This is a genomic window from [Rhizobium] kunmingense (genome assembly GCF_977018605.1).
In genome coordinates, this window is sequence record NZ_CDRNXG010000002.1 from 1,059,123 (window position 1) to 1,077,802 (window position 18,680).

An 18,680-nucleotide genomic window follows, 5' to 3' on the forward strand; every position below is an offset into this window, starting at 1 on the left:
AGAACGCTGATGTCGCGCTCGAATTGTAACGATAACCGGCGGTTGCGCAGGCTCGTCCCCAACCGGGAGTGTGCGTGAGTAACCTGCAATCACAAACCTGTCAGAAGGCCGATGCGCCGGTTTAATTGAGGTAAACAGATGGTTAACGACTAAACGAAACGCGCATCGGGCTACGCGAAACGTCAATTGTCGGTTGTGCTGCGTTGATGCGCCGCTGCGGCCGGCCGCGAAGCCGGAGGCCGCTACAGCATGTCTCCCGAAAGTGGCCACCGGTTGCGGGATAAAGACATGCGCAAAAACAAGGAGCTAAAGCACGGCAAGAGAATCTGAAAGATCGCGACGCGCTTTAGTTCACTGCCCTTGGTGTAGGGAACGAACGTCTCATGGCGTGGTGTGTGAGGGGAGAGTTGGAGCTTCCTGGGCTCAACTGAACGAACGGATGTGGCCGTTCCGGCCGTTACTCACGACTTCAGTTTGCGCCATGGAAAAGGGAAGGTAGTCGGTGCCGGAGGCCGCGGAGAGTTCAAAGCGGCGCCGCTCCGTTCTACGACAAAAGGGCGTCAGGCCATGACCAGCAGCGTTTCCGCGAATTCGGGCATGGATGTCCGCAGATTGACCACCAGAAAGCCGATGATGGCTGACATCATGGTCGTCGCGGGGCGGAAGATATCCGGGACCACCTGCGCGCCCTTGTGGCCGACCGCATAGAGTGCTGCCTGGGTACGGTTCTGCATTCCGAGCTTTTTAAGGATCGCACGCACATGGACGCGGACCGTGCTTTCGGTAATGTCCAGCTTTCGGCCGATGACCTTGTTGCTGGCACCCTCGGAGATCAGCCCGAGCACGGCATGCTCGCGGTCTGTGAAGGAGCGGTCGTCGGATGTTCTGAGGCTGCCCGCGACACTCGAGCCGACCGGTCTCATGCCGGTCACGGCAATCGTCGGCAGAAGCGTGATGCCATGGCGCACGATACGGGCCGCCAGCGCTATTTCCTGCAGGGTGGCGCCGTCCGGGAGCAGCGCACCGACGCTGCCGATGATGGCGCGGTAGTCGTCGACGCTCTGGTTGGCGCGCATCAGGACGATGACATGCGACGCATCGATGCCGTCGCTGTTGCGGCTCAGTTGCGCAACCAGATCTTTCGGGTTTCCCGCATCGACGATGACAACGGTATCGTCCCAGTCGATCACAAGATCGATCACGGTTGACAAGGATGACGATCGCGCCACCTGCGCAAACTCAGTTCTTATCGCCTGCTCCATTGCGCAAGCAAAAATAGTACTGTCACTCACCAGGAATACTGACACAGGCATCACAAATTCCCCCAATGGGGCTAATAAAGCAAATAATAAAAGAATAATCCACAAATTAATTCAGCAACGATAGGTAACATTAATTTTGGAAGCAAAGTTTGCTATGAAATACTTTGTGATGCGATGGAAATGAAATGATTTCAACGGCCTATGTTCGGCGACGCTCAAAGTAGTGCGGATGATTATGTCCCGGCCGTCGCGCCGTGCGCCCGGCATGGTTTGCTGGCTGCCGGTGTTGAGGAGCTTTTCGGCGGTTTACAGACGTCGCCGGGGCGACGTCTGTAACGCTGTCGCCTACCAGAGATCGGCGTGGCGATTGACGTCCTTGTAGAGGAGATAGCGGAAGCGACCCGGACCACCCGCATAACAGGCCTGCGGGCAGAAGGAGCGCAGCCACATATAGTCGCCTGCCTCCACCTCGACCCAGTCCTGATTGAGGCGATAGACCGCCTTGCCTTCCAGCACATAGAGCCCATGCTCCATGATGTGGGTCTCCATGAACGGAATGATCGCGCCAGGCTCGAATGTGACGATGTTCAGATGCATGTCGTAGCGCACATCCGATGGATCGATGAAGCGGGTCGTCGCCCAACGGCCCTGCGTATCCGGCATCGCGTCCATTACGCAGTCATCCTCGTGGGTGAAGATCGCCGGCGGCGGTTCAAGTCCGTCGACCACCTTGAACGCCTTGCGCACCCAGTGGAAGCGGCACGCCGCGCCGCTGTCGTTGCGCAAAGTCCAGTTCGAGCCTGCGGGCAGGAAGGCAAAAGATCCTTCGCGAAGGTCATGCGGGATGCCGTCGAGTTCGATCGTGCACTGGCCGGACACGACGAAGACGGCGGCCTGGGCGCGGGCGTCCGGTTCCGGCCTGAGGCTGCCGCCTCCTGCTTCTACCTCCATGATATACTGGGCGAATGTCTCCGCGAAGCCGCTCAGAGGCCGGCTGATGATCCAGGCGCGCGCCTTGTCCCAGTGTGGCAGGACGCTGGTGACGATATCGCTCATCACGCTGGCTGGAATAACGGCATAGGCCGTGGTGAAGACTGCCTTGCTGGAAAGAAGCTGCGTTTGCGGCGGAAGGCCGCCGACCGAAGAATAATACCTGCCGTCTGTCATGCGTCATCCCTGTTTTTGATGTTCAAGGTTTAAGCAGGCAGGTGCAATTGTTCAATCGACAAACCGCAGGTGGCCATGATTGATGGCCATTCAGGAGCGGGCGGCGCGAATCCGCTTGATCTCGTCGACGAGACGCTGCGGATGGTATGGCTGCTCGCGCGGTCCGTCCTCGCACAAATCGCCGGCCACCTGGGCGGCCTTGGTCAGTGACTGGGTGAGGATGATCTCCACCCTGCCGCCGCCGGCGCGAAGTTGCATCGACAGGTCGAAACCGGAGCCGTCACGCATTTCCGTGTCGGCGACAACGATATCGACGTCGTAGCTTTCAACGGCGACCTTGGCTTCATCGATGCCTGTGGCCTCGATCACCGCATATCCACATTCCCGCAGATATTTCGAAATGGCGGATCGCTGCAGCGTGTCGCTGCTGACGACAAGAATGGTCTCGCTTTCGGTCTGCATCACTTTCGACATTTCTCCATCAATCCGACGAGCCTTTCGGCTGCATCCCATACCGGTTTTGTGAGGATGAGGTCGTGAGGGGCGGTTTCCAGCTTAAGCGGGTCGTCGCCGCTCATCAGCGCAATCTTCATGTCGGGATACAGCTCGCGTGCCTCGCGTGCCAGATCGACGCCGTTTCGACGGCCGGGCATGTCTATATCGGTGAGCAGAAGATCGAAATGCAGGCGATAGCGCAGAAGCTCCATCGCCTCATCCGCGGAAGAGACTTCCACCACATCCCACCCCAGGCGACGCATGCTCGCCGCAGCCTCGAAGCGAAGCAGGAATTCATCCTCGGCAAGCAGGACGCGGATGGGCGAAACATCCGCACCACAACCACCTTCGCAAATAGCAGGATTCATTCCGCCTCGTCCTCAAATCACAGGGATGGAAATTCGGCTGGCGGAGTTTGGTTCCGTCGGCCTGGAATCGCCGTGTCGGGAGAAGAGTATGTCAAATGATCCTCAGGCACGATCCAAAAAGCGGATTGGTTGTCGGAAAATACGAATGCTCGCCAGGATCACGGCCCCGGCGGGCGCCTATTGCTCCAGTGCCAAATCGAAGACGTGATGATGGATATGCCCGTCGAACATCTCCATCAAGCCTTTCGTCATCTCCCGGCTTTCGTAGCGTACCGGTGATTCCAGAGCGGAGGCAAGGGCTTCGCGGCTGACATAGGCGGTCCATAGCACCATCGGGAACGGTGGCGCGCCCTCGTCCCGCTCGATGTTGTAGAGAACCTTGACCTCGCGGATGCCCGGAAACCTTAGCCACATAGGCATCAGCTTCTCCGCGACATAGGCCTTGAAGTCGTTTTCGCGGCCGGAATGGATCGCGCCTTCGAAGAAGGCCTGACGAATGATCATGATCGACGCCTCAATTGACCGTGGTCGGGGGCTTCTCGCCGGCAAAATAGGCAGCAAGGTTTTTCAGCACCAGATCGCCCATCGCCATACGCGTCTCAAGCGTGGCGCTGCCGACATGCGGCATGAGCACGGTGTTCGGGGCGGTGAAGAACTCCTCGCGGATATTCGGCTCGTTGACGAATACGTCCAGCCCGGCGCCGGCGATCTGGCCGGACGTCAGGGCCGCCAGCAGCGCATCCTCGTCGACGACCGTGCCGCGGGCGATATTGATGAGATAACCCTGGGGCCCGAGTGCCTCGAGCATCTCGGCGTTGACGATGTTGCGGGTCTCGGCGGTTGCCGAAATGACGACGCACAGCACGTCGCTATCTTCCGCCAGCGCCACGGGCGATGCGCAGGATTTCCAGTCTGTGTCTGTAACAGGCGAGCGGTTCCAGTAGCGCACGTCCATGCCGAAAGCTTCTGCCTTGCGGCCGACCGTCTTGCCGATCTGGCCGAGGCCGAGAATGCCGAGGCGCTTGCCCTTGGGGCTGGTTGCGAGCGGGAAGCCGCCCTTTGCCCAGTTGCCGCTGCGAACATAGGCGTCGCCGGCGACGACCTTGCGCAGGAGTGACAGCATCAGCGCGATGGCGACATCGGCGACATCGTCGGTCAGAACGCCGAGCGTCGTTGCGACATCGATCTTGCGCTCGCGGGCAAATTTCAGGTCGATACGGTCGGTGCCGACGCCGTTGACGGAAATCACGCCGAGGTTCGGCAGCTTTTCGATCCACTCGTTGGACATGCCGCCGCCGCCGCCGGTCGCGGCGGCCCGGATACGCGGCAAGGCCTGCTCGATCGCTTCAGCCTGGCTTGCGTCGTAGGCGCGGTGCACGGTGTAGAGCGCATCGAGCTTATCCTCGATCGGCTTCATCATCGGTTCGAGAAGCAGGAGGTCTGGTTTCATGTCGAAATTCCCTGTCATATGCTTATTGCCCGGATGCGTGTCGCCAAGCCGGGCCTATCAGGAGATCTGGCCGAGGAAATTCTTCAGCCGCTCATTCTGCGGGTTGCCGAAGAACGTATCCGGCGGACCCATTTCGAGAATTTCGCCGCGATCCATGAAGATCACCCGATCGGCAACCTGACGCGCGAAACCCATTTCATGGGTCACACAGAGCATGGTCATGCCTTCCCTGGCAAGGTCGATCATCGTGTCGAGCACCTCCTTGACCATTTCCGGATCGAGCGCCGAAGTCGGCTCGTCGAACAGCATGATCTTGGGGTTCATGCAGAGCGCGCGGGCGATGGCCACGCGCTGCTGCTGACCGCCGGAAAGCTGTGCCGGATATTTTTCCGCCTGTTCGGGAATGCGCACGCGCTCGAGGAACCGGCGCGCCGTCGCTTCGGCCTCGGCCTTGGCGATACCGCGCACCCGGATCGGGGCGAGTGTGCAGTTTTCCAGAACCGTCATGTGAGGAAACAGGTTGAAGCTCTGGAAAACCATGCCCGTTTCCTGGCGCACCAGATCGACGTTCTTAGCTCCGGCCGACAGGTCGTGGCCGTCGACGACGATACGGCCCTGCTGGATCACCTCCAGCTGGTTGATGCAGCGGATGAGCGTCGATTTGCCGGACCCGGAAGGGCCGCAGATGACGATGCGCTCGCCCCGGTTCACCTCGAGGTTCACATCCTTGAGGGCGTGGTAGGCGCCATACCACTTGTTGACGCCTTCCATGCGCACAGCCAGATCGGATGTTCCGCGCACGGCCGCCGCGTTCACGTTCGCTTTTGCCTCGGTCATGCGAGGAACTCCCCTGTTTCCGGCTTACTTCTTGGCTTCCGTGACGAAATCAGGCAGCGGCGAGCCGAGCCATTTTTCATGGATCGTGTTCAAGTCGCCATCGGCCTTGGCCTTCTCGACGAAGCTGTTGACTGCGGTCAACAACTCGGCGGAACCCTTACGTACAGCGATGCCCTGAACCTGCTGGCTCAGCTGGAGCTTCTGGTCGAAGCGGCCGGGAGCAGCCTGCTCGATCTGGGTGGCGACGACGTTCGAGACGCCGATCAGTTCCACCTGGCCGGACAGGAGTGCCTGAACCGCACTGGCGTCATCGTCGAAGCGCTGGATCTTGGCGTCTGCCGGTGCAACCTTGGTGACTGCGGTGTCCTGGGTCGATGCGCGAGCGACGCCGATCGTCTTGCCCGACAGGTCTTCCGGCTTGGTGACTTCGGTGCTGGACGCGCCGAAGACGCCGATCGAGATGCCTGCATAGGGCTGCGAGAAGTCGACATTCTTGGCGCGTTCCTCTGTAATGCCGAGGGAAGCGACGAGAAGATCGACCTGGTTGCTCTGCAGGTAGGGGATGCGGTTCGGACCGGTGACCGGCACGATCTGCACCTCGACGCCCCATGCCTTGCCGAGCAGCTTGGCGACGTCGGCGTCATAGCCATCCGGCTCGTTCGACGTGTTCATGATGCCGAAAGGCGGGAAATCGACCATCATGCCGATCTTCACCGTGCCGGCCTGCTTGATGCTCTCGACCGTCTGTGCCGTGGCCAGCGACGTGCTTGCGCCGATCATCAAGGCCGCGCTCATGCCGGCGATTGCCATGCGTCTGGTAATGTTCATGCTCCTACCCTTTCTGTTTGACCGGCATCCTCCTGCCGGCTCAGGTCCGGTCAACGTGATGTCGATCGGGAAAACTTGACCTCCATGCGCCGCGCCAGAAGAGACAGCGGCCAGCAGAGAATGAAATAGACGGCTGCGACCGTGCCGAACACCATGAACGGGCTGAATGTCGCATTGTTGATGATCTGGCCCTGACGCGTCAGTTCGGTGAACCCGATGATCGCGGCAAGTGACGTGCCCTTGATCAGCTGGACGAGAAAGCCGACGGTCGGTGCGACCGCGATGCGGGTGGCCTGTGGCAGGATCACATAGCGCATCCGGTCGTAGTATTTCAGGCCGAGAGCGGTTGCGGCTTCCCGCTGGCCCGGCGCGATCGCCTCGATGCAGCCGCGCCAGATTTCGCCGAGAAACGCACTCGCATGCAGCGTCAGCGCCACGGCTGCGGCAATCCAGGGATTGATCGCAAAGCCCAGAATATTCATGCCGAAAAACACAAGGAAAAGCTGCATCAGCAGCGGCGTTCCCTGAAACACGCGGATGAATCCAGTGGCGAGCAGGCGCGGCCATCGTGCATCCGAGACGCGGGCCAGCGCGATCAGCAGGCCGCCGACGCCGCCGCCCGCAAAGGCGATGGCCGACAGCGCGATCGTCCACTGCGCCGCCATTACGATGATCCAGAATTCGTTGATGCCAAAAGGTCTGATCAACATGGTTCAGCTCTCCCTCAGCGGCTCAACGGATATTGGAACGCGGCTTTTTCGATCAGCGAGAACACCGCCGAAAAGCCGATCGACATGACCAGATACATGGCCGTTATGACGATATAGACTTCGAAACTGGCGAAGGTCGCCGATTGCAGGTCGTTGCCGGCGGCTGCCAGATCATCTGCGGAAATGGCGGAGACCACGCTCGATGTCAGCATCAGGTAGATGAACTGGCTGGTCAGCGCCGGATAGACGGTCCTGAGGGCCGGCTTCATGATGATGTAGCGGAAGATCTGCAGTTTGGAGAGGCCGAGCGCCGTGCCGGCCTCGATCTGCCCCTTCTGGATCGATTCGATGCCGGCGCGGATGATTTCCGTGCCATACGCGCCGAAATTGACGACCAGTGCGACCAGTGCTGCGCTGTTCGGCGACAGCCGGATGCCGAGCGACGGCAGGCCGAAGAAGATGAAGAAGATCTGCACCAGGAACGGCGTATTGCGGATGATCTCGATATAGGCGTCGATCACCCAGCGCAGCGGTGCGATCCGCGACGTCTTGCCGGCGGCACAGGCAATCGAGAGGATCAGGCCGATCACCATCGCTGCGCAGGATAACTGCACCGTTACCCATGCGCCGAGCAGAAGGTTGTCGAATCCAGCCAATACGGGCTCAAAATTGAAATTGTACAAGGAGCTCCTCCGCGCCTTGCGTCACACTCCCCTGCGACGCTTTAGATCGATCTAAGTCGGTTGTCAGACAACGTCAACCCCGAACATTCAGGAAATCTTGGATAGCTGTCTCCGCGCCGCGCTGGATTGGCGCACCCGGAGCTGTGGCTCCTTCACAAGTTTGCGAGCCGCGCGCTCGGGCTGCGCCAGCCGATCGAGCAGCAGTTGCGCCGCCCCCTCCCCGATCGCCACCGGGAAGGTGGCAACGGAGGTCAGTTTCGGGCGCATCGCTTCCGCATCGGCGACATCGTCGAAGCCGACCAGCGAAAAGTCCTGGCCGACGCGAAGGCCGAGATCGTAGAGGCCGGCCGAAAGCCCGAGTGCCACGACATCGTTGAAACAGACCACCGCACTTGCCCGCTCGGGCCCGCTTGCGAAAAGCGTGGCGGAATCGGCGATCGCCGCGATCTGGGCGGGTACGCGGGTGATCCTGCGGGGATCGAGGCCACGGCTCTCCATGGCCTGACGGAACCCGTCAATGCGTTCCTGATAGGCGGAATGAATGGGCCCGTGGACGGCGAAAGCTATGTCGCGGTGGCCAAGGCCGGCCAGATGATCCACCGCCTGGCGCATGCCTTCGCTGTAATCCACGCCGGCGTAGTCACAATCCTCGCAGACGCGGCGCAAAACCTGAACCAGCGGCAGGTCCCAGCCTGCCAGTCGTTCGATCAGCGAGCGATCAGTATGCGCTGCCGGGCAGATGATGACGCCATCGACGCCGTGCTCTCGCATCCGCGTGATCAGCAGGTCCTGCCGCTCCAAGACATCGCCGCTGTTGACGAGAATGACCACCATGCCTGCCGCATCGATGACGGCCTCTATCCCGGCCAGCAGTTCCGAGAAGAACGGATTGGCGAGGTTTGGGATGACGACGCCGATCGTCAGGCTGCGATCGGCGCGCAAACGGGCTGCGCCCATGTTGTAGACGTAGCCGAGTTCCTCCATAGCCTGCTCGACGCGGGAGCGGGTATCTGCGCCGACAAGCGGGCTCTTGCGCACCACGAGCGATGCAGTCGCGCGCGATACGTCGGCGAAACGCGCAACATCGAGCAGCGTGACGCGGCTCTTCTTTCGATCATCCGTTGGCATGTGCCGCGCCGTCCTCCCGAGCCGAAGCGAATTGCGCCTATAGATTGCGCGTGCGCGCGTGTTGGTCAATGCGCGTTGAGCGAGAACAATCGGTTGTCACCGCTCAAGGGCAACCGTCTTGATCACGGCGAATGCCGGCCTTTCAACCGCAAGCCCGAGCCTTTCGACAGACAGGGTGGTGATGCGGGACAACAGGATGTCGTCGCCTGAGCGAATATGCACGCGTGCCATGCCCTCACCGTCCGTCTCGATCGCCGCCACCACGCCATCGATGATGTTGAGCGCACTCAGGCCTTCCGGACGAATGGTCGCGACCATGACGTCGCGTTCGGGAATGTGGATGCGAACGGTGCTGCCGGCGACGACCTTGGCATTCGGGACCGTCAGCAGGCTGGCGGAAAGCCTGATCGTTGCAAGCCCGTGCGCCGGGTCGACGCTATCGACAAGGCCGGCAAGAACTGCACCGGCCTCGCGGCGATCGGCGGAGGGCAGCGACAGGATTTCCGAAGGCGATCCGATCGCCTCGACGCGGCCGTCCTTCATCATCACCACCCTGTCGGCCAGTTGCGCCACCTCGGCCACCGAGTGGCTGACATAGACGATCGGCGTCTTCGTCTCATCGCGCAGACGTTGCAGGTAGGGCAGGATTTCGGCCTTGCGCTGTTCATCGAGTGCGGCGAGCGGCTCGTCCATCAGCAGCAATCGCGGGGCTGAAAGCAGCGCACGGCCGATCGCCACGCGCTGTTTCTCGCCGCCGGACAGTCCTCCCGGACTGCGGTCGAGCAGGGTGCCGATGCCCAGCATCTCGACGATCCGGTCGAATTCCGCGGGTATCGACGCCTTCTGCGCGAACCAGCGGCCATAGGTCAGGTTCTGCCGGACCGACAGATGCGGAAAAAGTCGCCCCTCCTGGAAGACATAACCGAAACGGCGGTGGTGCAGCGGCACGAAGATGCGGCTGGCCGTATCGACGAGCGTTTCGCCGTCTATTTCGAGCCGGCCGTGATCGGGCCTGGCCAGTCCGGCAATGATCCGCACCATCGATGTCTTGCCTGAACCGGAGCGGCCGAACAGCGCGGTGACGCCGCCATCGGATTCGAAGCCCGCATCGAGGGAAAAGGCGCCAAGTTTCTGTCTCGCCCGAACAAGCAGCGTCATTGCGGGCTGACCCTTCTACCGACCATGTGGGCGAGCAATTCCGAGGCGAGCAGCGCGGCGAAGGAGATGGCGATCGCCACGAGCGTCAGGCGCATGGCGCCAAGATCGCCGCCGGGAACCTGGGTGAATGTGTAGATGGCGGCCGACAGCGTCTGCGTTTCGCCGGGAATGTTGGACACGAAGGTGATCGTTGCGCCGAATTCACCCATCGCCTTGGCAAAGGCGAGGATCATGCCGGCGATGACGCCCGGCAGGATCAGCGGCAGCGTCACCGTCAGAAAGACCCAGATCGGGCTGGCGCCCAGCGTTCCGGCTGCCTCTTCCAGCTTTCGATCGACGGATTCGATTGAAAGCCGGATGGAACGAACCATCAACGGAAAGCCCATGACGCCACAGGCAAGGGCAGCGCCAGTCCAGCGGAAGGAGAGAACGATGCCGAGATATTCGTTGAGGAAGGCGCCGATGACGCCACGCCGGCCGAAAAGGACGAGCAGGATAAAGCCGGTCACGACCGGCGGCAAAATGAGCGGCAGGTGGACGATGCCGTTGAGGATCGACTTGCCCCAGAATTTCCCCCGCGCCAGAAGATAGGCGACGACGATGCCGAATGGCAGGCTGACGACCATCGCGACGGCGGAGACCCAAAGGCTCAGCCGGATCGCAACCCATTCCTCATCGCTCAATATCAGCCAGTCCAAGTATTTACTCCATGAAAAACGGCCCCCGCCAGGGCGGAGGCCGCAACCTTATTCAAAACGCTTACTTCAGAACCGTAAAGCCCTGTTCTTCAAAGAATGGTGCGGCCTTTGCCGACTTCAAATAATCGAGATAGGCGCTGGCGTCTGCGGACTTCGATTCCGACAGGATTGCGATCGGATAGATGATCGGCGGATGGGTATCCTCCGGGAAAGTGCCGACGACGGCGACGCCCGGATCCGCTGCCGCATCCGTCGCATAGACGATGCCGTAGGGCGCTTCGCCACGGGACACGAGCGCCAGTGCGGCACGTACACTTTCGGCACCTGCGACGCTCTTTTCAACCGACGCCCAGGCGCCGAGCTTTTCAAGCGCTGCCTTGCCGTATTTTCCGGCAGGAACCGAATCCGGTGCACCCATGGCCAGCTTGCCGCCATTCAGAAGGCCGGCAAGATCGAAGCCGGCCGTGATTTCGACAGGCTGGGCATTATCCTTCGGTGCGACGAGGACGATTCGGTTGCCAAGCCAGTTGGAGGACGTGCCTTCCTTCACCAGATTTTTGTCGGAGACGTATTTCATCCAGTCGAGGTCGGCGGAGATGAAGATGTCGGCCGGTGCGCCGGCTTCGATCTGCTTTGCGAGCGCCGAGCTTGCGGCATAGGACACAGTCGCTTCCTTGCTGGTCTCGCCGGTCCAGGCCTTGTTGGCCGCATCAAGCGCATTCTTCATGCTGGCGGCGGCAAAGACGGTGACCCGTTCCTGTGCAGCGGCAGGGCTTGCAGCCGCTGCGATAACGACAATGGCCGCGGCAGCGGCGGTTGCTGCCCGATTGAGCAGGCGGCGATCGAAGAAACTCATATGAAAACTCCCCAAGTGAACGAGATGTTTGCCTGAATATCTCGGCTGCGGCATTTTGGCGAGCGTTATGTGTTTTAAAATATAACGATTGCTTGAATGATGTCATGGGCTGTGAAAGCCTGGTGCGTAAACGCTCGCGGTCCAACCGGCGTGGCGCATTCACGCCTCGTTCGTCTCGACATTGCCTGCCTTCGGCGGTTGCCGTTTCCGGTGCTCCCGGTCTAGTTTCGAAAACCGCTTGCAAACGCTCAATCGGGAATTAACATACCAATATATCGGGGCGCCTTTCCGTCTTGATGAGGATCGGAGTTAGGCATTTGACCAGTACGCCCTTCATGTTGCTAACCGGAGCCAGCCGCGGGATCGGCCACGCCACGGTCAAGCTTTTTCAGGAGAACGGCTGGAGGATACTGACGGTTTCCCGCCAGCCTTTTTCCGAGGAATGCCGTTGGCCTTCGGCGCGCGAAAGCCACATTCAGGCAGATCTGGCAGATCTTTCGGAAATGGACGCGCTCGTCGCACAGGTGCGTGAGCGCCTGCCCGAGGGAAAGCTTGCCGCGCTCGTCAATAATGCAGGAATTTCACCAAAGGGGCCGGGCCGCTCGCGGCTTGGCGTCGCCGATACGGACGCCGAGACCTGGATGAAGGTGATGAACGTCAACCTGATCTCGACGGCGCTTCTGGCCCGCGCGATGTTGCCGGAACTGGAGGCCGCCCAGGGCTCGATCGTCAATGTCACCTCGATTGCCGGATCGCGTGTCCACCCGTTTGCCGGTGTCGCCTACGCGGCTTCCAAGGCCGGGCTTGCGGCGCTGACCCGCGAACTCGCGCACGAATTCGGCCCGCGCGGCGTTCGCGCCAATGCGATTGCACCCGGCGAGATCGCGACATCGATCCTTTCGCCCGGCACTGATGAATTGGTTAAGGCGGAAGTGCCCATGGGACGGCTCGGCACGACGGCCGAAGTCGCCAGAACCATCTATTTTCTCTGCACCGAGCAATCGGCCTATATCAACGGTGCGGAGATCCACATCAACGGCGGACAACATGTCTGATCACCGCCATTCAAGGATAGACGCAGGCCAACTGCGCACCCTGCCGGAGGAAACGAAAGGATCCGTCTAACGTCCAAAGGCCCAGGATAACAATCCGGGCCTAAATCAGGGGAACACAATGAAAAATATCTTCAAGACCGCAGCCTTCGGCATGCTTGCCCTGGCGTCCACAACGCTTGTCTCGGGACAGGCGAATGCCCGTGATCTGACGATCGTCGGCTGGGGCGGGGTTGCCCAGGCGGCGCAGAGCGACGTCTATTTCAAGCCGTTTTCGGAAAAGTCCGGCAAGCCTTTCCTGGAGGAAAGCTGGGATGGCGGCTATGGCGTATTGCAGGCGAAGATGAAGTCCGGCGCTGCGAACTGGGATGTCGTGCAGGTGGAAGCGGAAGAGCTGGCGCTCGGTTGCGCCGACGGCCTCTATGAAAAGCTCGACTGGGACAAGATCGGCGTCAAGGACGAGTTCCTGCCGGAAGCCGTCAGCGAGTGCGGCGCCGGCGTCTATTACTGGTCGCTGGCCATGGGGTATGACGGCGACAAGTTCAAGGATGGCCCGAAAAACTGGGTCGATTTCTGGGACACGACGAAATTCCCCGGCAAGCGTTCGCTGCGCAAGGGCGCCAAGTACAATCTCGAATTCGCGCTTCTGGCTGACGGCGTGAAGCCTGCCGAACTCTATGATGTTCTGTCCACCGACGAAGGCGTCGACCGTGCTTTCAAGAAGCTCGACGAGTTGAAGCCGAACATCGTCTGGTGGGAAGCCGGTGCGCAGCCGGTTCAGTATCTGGCCTCCGGCGAAGTTTCCCTTGCGGCGGTCTATAACGGTCGCGTTACGGGCATCAACAAGGCGGAAGGCAAGAACTTCAAGCTGGTCTGGCCGGAAAGCATGTACGCGATCGACAGCTGGGTCATCCTGAAGGATTCCGAAAACAAGGATACGGCGATGGATTTCATCGCCTTTGCGAGCCTCGCCGAAAACCAGGCAAAGCTGCCGCTCAAGGTGGATTACGGCATGCCGAACAAGAAGGCGGCCGCGACCATTCCGGCTGAAATCGATGCCAACCTGCCGACTCATCCCGACAACCTCAAGGATGCGATCGCGCTTAACGTCGACTTCTGGATCGACAATTCCGAGGCGCTGACGGCGCGCTTCAACGCCTGGCTGGCGCAGTAAGGCGACCATCTCTCCCGACAATCGGGAGGCTGCCGAAGGGCGGCCTCCCTCCTTCACAGGCAAGACTTATGGATGCGGGGCCGCTTTTACGAAGCGACCGATCGGGCAGCCGTATCCGTCGACAATAAAAAGGGGAATGGCGTGGCCGAGATCCGCATACGCTTCGATGGCGTCAGCAAATATTACGGGCAGCACTGCGTCGTCGACAAGTTGCGGCTCGATATCGAAAAGGGCGAGTTCGTCAGCCTGCTCGGACCATCGGGCTCCGGCAAGACGACGCTACTGATGATGCTGGCCGGCTTCGAGACGGCCACCGAAGGCCAGATCTTCGTCGATGGCTTCAAGATCAATGACGTCCCCTCGCACAAGCGCGACATGGGCGTCGTCTTTCAGAACTATGCGCTCTTTCCTCACATGACCGTCGGCGCCAATGTCGCCTTTCCGCTGCAGATGCGCGGGATCGGCAGGGCGGAGATTGCGCAGCGGGTGGCAAGGGCGCTGGACATGGTGCAGCTTGGCGCCTTTGCCGAACGCCGGCCTTCACAATTGTCCGGCGGCCAGCAGCAGCGCGTGGCGCTGGCGCGGGCGCTGGTGTTCGAGCCACGGGTCGTCCTGATGGACGAGCCGCTCGGCGCGCTCGACAAGAACCTGCGCGAACAGATGCAGCTCGATATTCGCGCCCTGCACCAGCGTCTGGGCCTGACGATCGTCTTCGTCACGCACGATCAGGGTGAAGCGCTGACCATGTCGGACCGTATTGCGGTGTTCAACAAGGGCAGGATCGAGCAGATAGGCACGCCGCGCGAGGTCTATGACGAGCCGTCGACGCGCTTCGTTGCCGAATTCATCGGTGAGACCAATCTGCTGGAGGGCGAGGTCGCGGGGGCCGGTGCAGGCTCCGCGATCATCCGCCTGGCCAACGGGCAAACAATTCGTGCCGGCGCATCTGCCGGTCTGGAGGTCGGCAGCAAGGCATCCGTCTGCCTGCGCCCGGAACGGGTTTCGCTGATCGGCCCCGGTGCGCCAGCCGGCGTTGACAACATCCTGCCGGCAACCGTTATCGATTGCGTCTACCAGGGTGACCACCTGCGTATCCAGCTGTCCGGCGATGACGGCGCCTCCTATGTGGCGCGGCTCGACCGGAAATCTCCCGAACCGGCGCGCGGCGCGAAGGTCAGTGCGATCTTCTCGCCGGCGGATTGCAAGGTGATCGCATCATGAGCGCGGGGGCCTTTTTGCGCAAAGGCGGGTCGTTCTTGCTCGTCGCGCCACTCTTTCTGTTCATCTGCCTTTTCTTCGTCTGGCCGCTTGTGACTGTGCTCAGCCAGTCGGTTTCGGATGATGCCGTCTCGCGGCTTCTTCCGGAGACGGCGAAGGTGGCGTCGTCCTGGGATGGCGAGACTGCGCCGAATGCCGAACTGCAGCTCGCCTTCGTCTCCGACCTGCGCAATGCGATGGACGAGCAGGCGGTTGGCGACATGGTCCGCCGCCTAAACAGCGCGCAATCCGGTTTCCGGACGTTGATGAGCAAGACCATTCGAGCCGCGCAGGAGCAGCCGGAGGGGCCGATAGACCTGCCTACCCTCGACCGCCGATGGGGGCAGCCGCAATACTGGAAGGCGATCAACGACGCGCTTTCGCCGACGACCGATCGCTATCTGCTTGCCGCCGTCGACCTGATGCGCAACGATGCCGGCGAGATCGTCTCGCAGCCGCCGGAACAGACGATCAACAAGGCGATCTTTGCCCGGACATTCCTGATTTCCGCCACCGTCACGCTGTTCTGCGTGCTGCTCGGCTACCCTTACGCGCTGCTGATCACGATCGCCACCGGATGGAAGAGGCAGGCGCTGCTCGCAGCCGTGCTTCTGCCGCTCTGGACCTCGCTTCTGGTTCGCACCGCCGCATGGTTCATTCTTCTGCAGGAGCAGGGTCTGATCAACGATGCGCTGCTGGGGATCAGCCTCATCTCCAGCCCCCTGCCCCTCATCTTCAATCGGACCGGCGTCATTATCGCCATGACGCATGTGCAGTTGCCGCTGATGGTGCTGCCGATCTACAGTGTGCTTCTGACCATTCCGAAGAACCTGATGCCGGCTGCCGCCTCGCTTGGCGCGCATCCGGTGCGCGCCTTTGTCCGGGTGCTGTTGCCGCTCAGTTTCAGCGGTATCGCCGCGGGCTCGCTTCTCGTCTTCATGTCGGCGATCGGCTATTACATCACGCCGGCGCTGATCGGCGGCGCAGGCGACCAGATGATCAGTTCCTTCATCGCCTTCCATGCCTCGAATTCCGGAAACTGGGGCATGGCGAGCGCGCTGGGGATCGTGCTCCTCGTCGTCACCATCCTTCTCTATGCGGTCTATGACCGTCTCTCCGCCCCGCGGGAAAGGAGTGCGTGATGCCGGCAAAGACATTGCAATGGATCTTCGGCGCCCTGATGGCGGCATTTCTGGTGATCCCGCTTCTGGTCATCCTGCCGCTTGCCTTCACCTCCAGCCAGTTGCTGATCTATCCGATCCCGTCCTTCTCGCTTCGGTGGTTCGTCGAATTGTTCACCGCTCCGGTCTGGCAGCGGGCGATCGTCAACAGCCTGATCATCGGTGGCGGCACCACGGTTCTGGCCACCGTGCTGGGCGTGCTGGCGGCACTGGGCCTGCGCCGACGCCTGCCGGCCATCGGCGGCCTGATCCGCACGCTCTTCATGTTGCCGATGGTGGTGCCGGTCGTCGTGCTCGGCATCGGCATGCAGATCCTGCTTGCCCGGATGGGGATTGCCAATACCCACCTTGCTGTCATCATCGCCCATACGGTGATCGCGGTGCCCTTCGTCATCGTCAGCGTGTCCGGCTCGCTTGCCGGCATCGACCGCAAGGTCGAGCTTGCTGCCGCGAGCCTGGGAGCATCGCCGGCGGTGACGTTTCGCAAGGTGACGCTGCCGCTCGCCATGCCGGGTATCCTGTCGGGTGCGGTGCTGGCGTTTGCGACGTCACTGGACGAGGTCGTGCTGACATTGTTCGTTGCCGGCCCCAATCAGCGGACGCTGGCGCGCCAGATGTTTTCGACCATTCGCGACAATATCAGCCCGGCGATCGCAGCGGCCGCCTTCCTGTTCATTGTCGGAACCCTGCTGATCGCGGCAGTGATCCTGCTCGCGCGGCGAAAGCGGTCGACGGAGGTCTAGCGTCACAGCAGGCTTGGCTGACGCGACCATGCCTGGCGCTATGCGCAGGCAGCGGCGGCATATTGGTGCCGCCGCTGCGTTTTACGTCAACTCACTTCTCAAGGGCGAGATAGTCCTCTTCGCTAACCGGCTCCAGCCAGACGGAGTTGCGGCCGTTCTCATCGCCGCGTGCCATTGCGACATGCGACATGTCGGAAACCGAGGTGGCGCCATGCCAGTGCCGTGCATTGGCCGGGATCGTCACCACATCGCCGACCTGCATCGTCTCGATGGCATTGCCGTCAACCTGCACCCAGCCTTCGCCAGCGGTAACGATAATGGTCTGGCCATGCGGGTGGGTATGCCAGTTCGTGCGGGAGCCTGCCGGGAAATTGACGATGCCGCCGTTGATGCCTGTTCCGGGCGACGCTTCGAAACGCGAGCCGGCCATCGGTCGACCGACGACGTTTTGCGCGGGCTGCGGCACCATCGGGTTTTCGGCAAAACGCTGAATGCTCACATTCGGCACCTCCGTGGACGTGGACGAGGCGCGCTGGACCAGCACACGATGGACCGCAGGGGCGGCGCGAACGACGTCCGGCCATCCGGCATAAAAGGCGATGTGGTTGACCGCTTCCGACAGTTCGCCGGCGGTCATGCCGTTGTCCATCGCGCCGTTGATGTAGAAGGGCAGCAATTCCGGCTGGCCGTTGGCTATGAGGGCGGCAGCCGTGACCAGGTGACGGTCGCGCGGAGCAAGGCCAGGGCGCAGCCAGAGGTCGTTGATGATGGTCTCGCTTGTCTGCGTCGTGAACGATCCGACCGCCTCGGACGCGGGAATGCCGAGCGTTACGGCATGCCGTTCGGCTGTCGCCGCATCGACGGTCAGCGCCGGCTGTTCGGCGAGGTTCGCCAAGGCGGCCTCTTCGCCGCGTTCCTTCAGGATGGCGCTGACCGCATCGGCTGCGCCATAGGCAGTCGGCCAGCCGGAATAGAAGGCCAGATGCCCAAGCACCTCGCTGATTTCCAGCGGTGTGACGCCGTTGTTCAGTGCGCGGCGAAGGTGATTGGGCAACTGCCCTGCCCGGCCGTTGGCAATCAGGGTGGTTATCGTCACAAGGCTACGATCGCGAGGCGTCAGCCCTTCCCGTCCCCAGACATCACCGAAAAGCACGTAGTCGGTGTAGTGCGCAAGCGCCGGAGAGACTTGCCGGACGGTCTCCGTTGCCATCGGCCGCGGTACAGGCTTCTCCTGGGACAGGGCTTCGAGGGGGCTGAACGTTGCGACGGTCGTGGCGATGGCGGCGGCAAGTTTCTTCATTGTACCTCTCTTCGGGATGTTTGATGCGGGGTTTTTTGTCAGGGGAAGCATGCTGGGCGCACCCGCCAGGGTGAAGGCGGTCTGGCAGGGCCGACATATGGGGAATTAGCGAAAGCCTTGGGTCAGATCAGCTGGCAGGTGCGAAATCGACCGCCAACGGTTCCATGCCTCAGTTCGGCTTTTCCGTGTTCAATGCACATGATGCGCCCCTTCTGCTCCTGATGCGAAACGCTAGGAGAATAGGGTGCTGCGGATTACCCATCGCCAGAATATAGGTCCTATGCCTCAGATTCATCTATCCGAGAATCTTGATGATAAACTAATTTTATCAAT

At 61.2% G+C, this 18,680-nt stretch carries 20 protein-coding genes; 5 read left to right on the forward strand and 15 right to left on the reverse strand.

Translation table 11 applies throughout. From position 1 onward, the window contains the following. Nucleotides 1-560: 560 nt before the first annotated feature. From AC0JZ4_RS23305 to modA, 14 genes are all read right to left on the reverse strand, one after another. Nucleotides 561-1,202, reverse strand: a complete 642-nt coding sequence (locus tag AC0JZ4_RS23305) for a LuxR C-terminal-related transcriptional regulator (protein ID WP_471889077.1) — start codon at nucleotides 1,200-1,202, stop codon at nucleotides 561-563. A gap of 405 nt (nucleotides 1,203-1,607) precedes the next feature. After that, on the reverse strand, nucleotides 1,608-2,429 hold the full coding sequence (locus AC0JZ4_RS23310; protein ID WP_471888846.1) for a bifunctional allantoicase/(S)-ureidoglycine aminohydrolase: 822 nt from the start codon (nucleotides 2,427-2,429) through the stop codon (nucleotides 1,608-1,610). Nucleotides 2,430-2,519: 90 nt separating this feature from the next. After that, a complete protein-coding gene (locus tag AC0JZ4_RS23315; RefSeq protein ID WP_471888847.1) occupies nucleotides 2,520-2,903 on the reverse strand; it encodes a response regulator in 384 nt (127 codons plus the stop codon). Beyond that, nucleotides 2,891-3,292 (reverse strand): response regulator, encoded by a 402-nt coding sequence (locus AC0JZ4_RS23320; protein WP_471888848.1) that lies wholly within the window; start codon nucleotides 3,290-3,292, stop codon nucleotides 2,891-2,893. The genes AC0JZ4_RS23315 and AC0JZ4_RS23320 overlap by 13 nt, the downstream gene beginning before the upstream one ends. A 177-nt stretch (nucleotides 3,293-3,469) precedes the next feature. After that, entirely contained in the window at nucleotides 3,470-3,796 is a 327-nt protein-coding gene (locus AC0JZ4_RS23325) for a hypothetical protein (protein ID WP_471888849.1), read from the reverse strand. 10 nt (nucleotides 3,797-3,806) lie between these two features. Further along, nucleotides 3,807-4,712, reverse strand: a complete 906-nt coding sequence (locus AC0JZ4_RS23330; RefSeq protein WP_471889078.1) for a 2-hydroxyacid dehydrogenase — start codon at nucleotides 4,710-4,712, stop codon at nucleotides 3,807-3,809. Between the two features lie 87 nt (nucleotides 4,713-4,799). Beyond that, nucleotides 4,800-5,579 (reverse strand): amino acid ABC transporter ATP-binding protein, encoded by a 780-nt coding sequence (locus tag AC0JZ4_RS23335; protein WP_471888850.1) that lies wholly within the window; start codon nucleotides 5,577-5,579, stop codon nucleotides 4,800-4,802. Between the two features lie 24 nt (nucleotides 5,580-5,603). Further along, the gene (locus tag AC0JZ4_RS23340; RefSeq protein ID WP_471888851.1) at nucleotides 5,604-6,407 is read right to left on the reverse strand and encodes a transporter substrate-binding domain-containing protein; all 804 of its coding nucleotides are present in this window, start codon (nucleotides 6,405-6,407) and stop codon (nucleotides 5,604-5,606) included. Between the two features lie 50 nt (nucleotides 6,408-6,457). Beyond that, complete coding sequence (locus AC0JZ4_RS23345; protein WP_471889079.1) at nucleotides 6,458-7,114, reverse strand: amino acid ABC transporter permease; 657 nt, start codon at nucleotides 7,112-7,114, stop codon at nucleotides 6,458-6,460. Nucleotides 7,115-7,131: 17 nt separating this feature from the next. Beyond that, a complete protein-coding gene (locus AC0JZ4_RS23350; protein ID WP_471888852.1) occupies nucleotides 7,132-7,800 on the reverse strand; it encodes an amino acid ABC transporter permease in 669 nt (222 codons plus the stop codon). Nucleotides 7,801-7,887: 87 nt separating this feature from the next. Continuing rightward, a complete protein-coding gene (locus tag AC0JZ4_RS23355; RefSeq protein WP_471888853.1) occupies nucleotides 7,888-8,928 on the reverse strand; it encodes a LacI family DNA-binding transcriptional regulator in 1,041 nt (346 codons plus the stop codon). 96 nt (nucleotides 8,929-9,024) lie between these two features. Further along, complete coding sequence (modC, locus tag AC0JZ4_RS23360) at nucleotides 9,025-10,086, reverse strand: molybdenum ABC transporter ATP-binding protein (RefSeq protein WP_471888854.1); 1,062 nt, start codon at nucleotides 10,084-10,086, stop codon at nucleotides 9,025-9,027. Next, complete coding sequence (modB, locus tag AC0JZ4_RS23365) at nucleotides 10,083-10,784, reverse strand: molybdate ABC transporter permease subunit (protein ID WP_471888855.1); 702 nt, start codon at nucleotides 10,782-10,784, stop codon at nucleotides 10,083-10,085. Before modB ends, modC begins: the two co-directional genes overlap by 4 nt. Nucleotides 10,785-10,845: 61 nt before the next feature. Further along, nucleotides 10,846-11,640 (reverse strand): molybdate ABC transporter substrate-binding protein, encoded by a 795-nt coding sequence (gene modA, locus AC0JZ4_RS23370; protein WP_471888856.1) that lies wholly within the window; start codon nucleotides 11,638-11,640, stop codon nucleotides 10,846-10,848. A 335-nt stretch (nucleotides 11,641-11,975) separates the two neighbouring features. On the opposite strand from modA, the gene AC0JZ4_RS23375 reads away from it, so the two are divergent. From AC0JZ4_RS23375 to AC0JZ4_RS23395, 5 genes are all read left to right on the forward strand, one after another. Then, nucleotides 11,976-12,695 (forward strand): SDR family NAD(P)-dependent oxidoreductase, encoded by a 720-nt coding sequence (locus tag AC0JZ4_RS23375; RefSeq protein WP_471889080.1) that lies wholly within the window; start codon nucleotides 11,976-11,978, stop codon nucleotides 12,693-12,695. Between the two features lie 118 nt (nucleotides 12,696-12,813). Continuing rightward, nucleotides 12,814-13,866 (forward strand): ABC transporter substrate-binding protein, encoded by a 1,053-nt coding sequence (locus AC0JZ4_RS23380; protein ID WP_471888857.1) that lies wholly within the window; start codon nucleotides 12,814-12,816, stop codon nucleotides 13,864-13,866. 141 nt (nucleotides 13,867-14,007) lie between these two features. Beyond that, complete coding sequence (locus AC0JZ4_RS23385) at nucleotides 14,008-15,087, forward strand: ABC transporter ATP-binding protein (RefSeq protein ID WP_471888858.1); 1,080 nt, start codon at nucleotides 14,008-14,010, stop codon at nucleotides 15,085-15,087. After that, nucleotides 15,084-16,265 (forward strand): ABC transporter permease, encoded by a 1,182-nt coding sequence (locus tag AC0JZ4_RS23390; RefSeq protein ID WP_471888859.1) that lies wholly within the window; start codon nucleotides 15,084-15,086, stop codon nucleotides 16,263-16,265. Before AC0JZ4_RS23385 ends, AC0JZ4_RS23390 begins: the two co-directional genes overlap by 4 nt. Further along, the gene (locus AC0JZ4_RS23395) at nucleotides 16,265-17,047 is read left to right on the forward strand and encodes an ABC transporter permease (protein ID WP_471888860.1); all 783 of its coding nucleotides are present in this window, start codon (nucleotides 16,265-16,267) and stop codon (nucleotides 17,045-17,047) included. The genes AC0JZ4_RS23390 and AC0JZ4_RS23395 overlap by 1 nt, the downstream gene beginning before the upstream one ends. A gap of 91 nt (nucleotides 17,048-17,138) precedes the next feature. Here AC0JZ4_RS23395 and AC0JZ4_RS23400 read toward each other — a convergent pair whose 3' ends face one another. Then, nucleotides 17,139-18,347 (reverse strand): carboxymuconolactone decarboxylase family protein, encoded by a 1,209-nt coding sequence (locus AC0JZ4_RS23400; protein WP_471888861.1) that lies wholly within the window; start codon nucleotides 18,345-18,347, stop codon nucleotides 17,139-17,141. Nucleotides 18,348-18,680 lie beyond the last annotated feature (333 nt).

Bases quoted from the DNA above. Each gene is read 5' to 3' on its own strand.
- modC (WP_471888854.1), bottom strand. From the start codon at position 10,086: ATGACGCTGCTTGTTCGGGCGAGACAGAAACTTGGCGCCTTTTCCCTC.
- AC0JZ4_RS23320 (WP_471888848.1), bottom strand. From the start codon at position 3,292: ATGAATCCTGCTATTTGCGAAGGTGGTTGTGGTGCGGATGTTTCGCCC.
- AC0JZ4_RS23325 (WP_471888849.1), bottom strand. From the start codon at position 3,796: ATGATCATTCGTCAGGCCTTCTTCGAAGGCGCGATCCATTCCGGCCGC.
- AC0JZ4_RS23340 (WP_471888851.1), bottom strand. From the start codon at position 6,407: ATGAACATTACCAGACGCATGGCAATCGCCGGCATGAGCGCGGCCTTG.
- AC0JZ4_RS23395 (WP_471888860.1), top strand. From the start codon at position 16,265: ATGCCGGCAAAGACATTGCAATGGATCTTCGGCGCCCTGATGGCGGCA.
- AC0JZ4_RS23355 (WP_471888853.1), bottom strand. From the start codon at position 8,928: ATGCCAACGGATGATCGAAAGAAGAGCCGCGTCACGCTGCTCGATGTT.
- AC0JZ4_RS23315 (WP_471888847.1), bottom strand. From the start codon at position 2,903: ATGTCGAAAGTGATGCAGACCGAAAGCGAGACCATTCTTGTCGTCAGC.
- AC0JZ4_RS23330 (WP_471889078.1), bottom strand. From the start codon at position 4,712: ATGATGAAGCCGATCGAGGATAAGCTCGATGCGCTCTACACCGTGCAC.
- AC0JZ4_RS23310 (WP_471888846.1), bottom strand. From the start codon at position 2,429: ATGACAGACGGCAGGTATTATTCTTCGGTCGGCGGCCTTCCGCCGCAA.
- modA (WP_471888856.1), bottom strand. From the start codon at position 11,640: ATGAGTTTCTTCGATCGCCGCCTGCTCAATCGGGCAGCAACCGCCGCT.
- AC0JZ4_RS23375 (WP_471889080.1), top strand. From the start codon at position 11,976: ATGTTGCTAACCGGAGCCAGCCGCGGGATCGGCCACGCCACGGTCAAG.
- AC0JZ4_RS23390 (WP_471888859.1), top strand. From the start codon at position 15,084: ATGAGCGCGGGGGCCTTTTTGCGCAAAGGCGGGTCGTTCTTGCTCGTC.
- AC0JZ4_RS23380 (WP_471888857.1), top strand. From the start codon at position 12,814: ATGAAAAATATCTTCAAGACCGCAGCCTTCGGCATGCTTGCCCTGGCG.
- AC0JZ4_RS23335 (WP_471888850.1), bottom strand. From the start codon at position 5,579: ATGACCGAGGCAAAAGCGAACGTGAACGCGGCGGCCGTGCGCGGAACA.
- AC0JZ4_RS23400 (WP_471888861.1), bottom strand. From the start codon at position 18,347: ATGAAGAAACTTGCCGCCGCCATCGCCACGACCGTCGCAACGTTCAGC.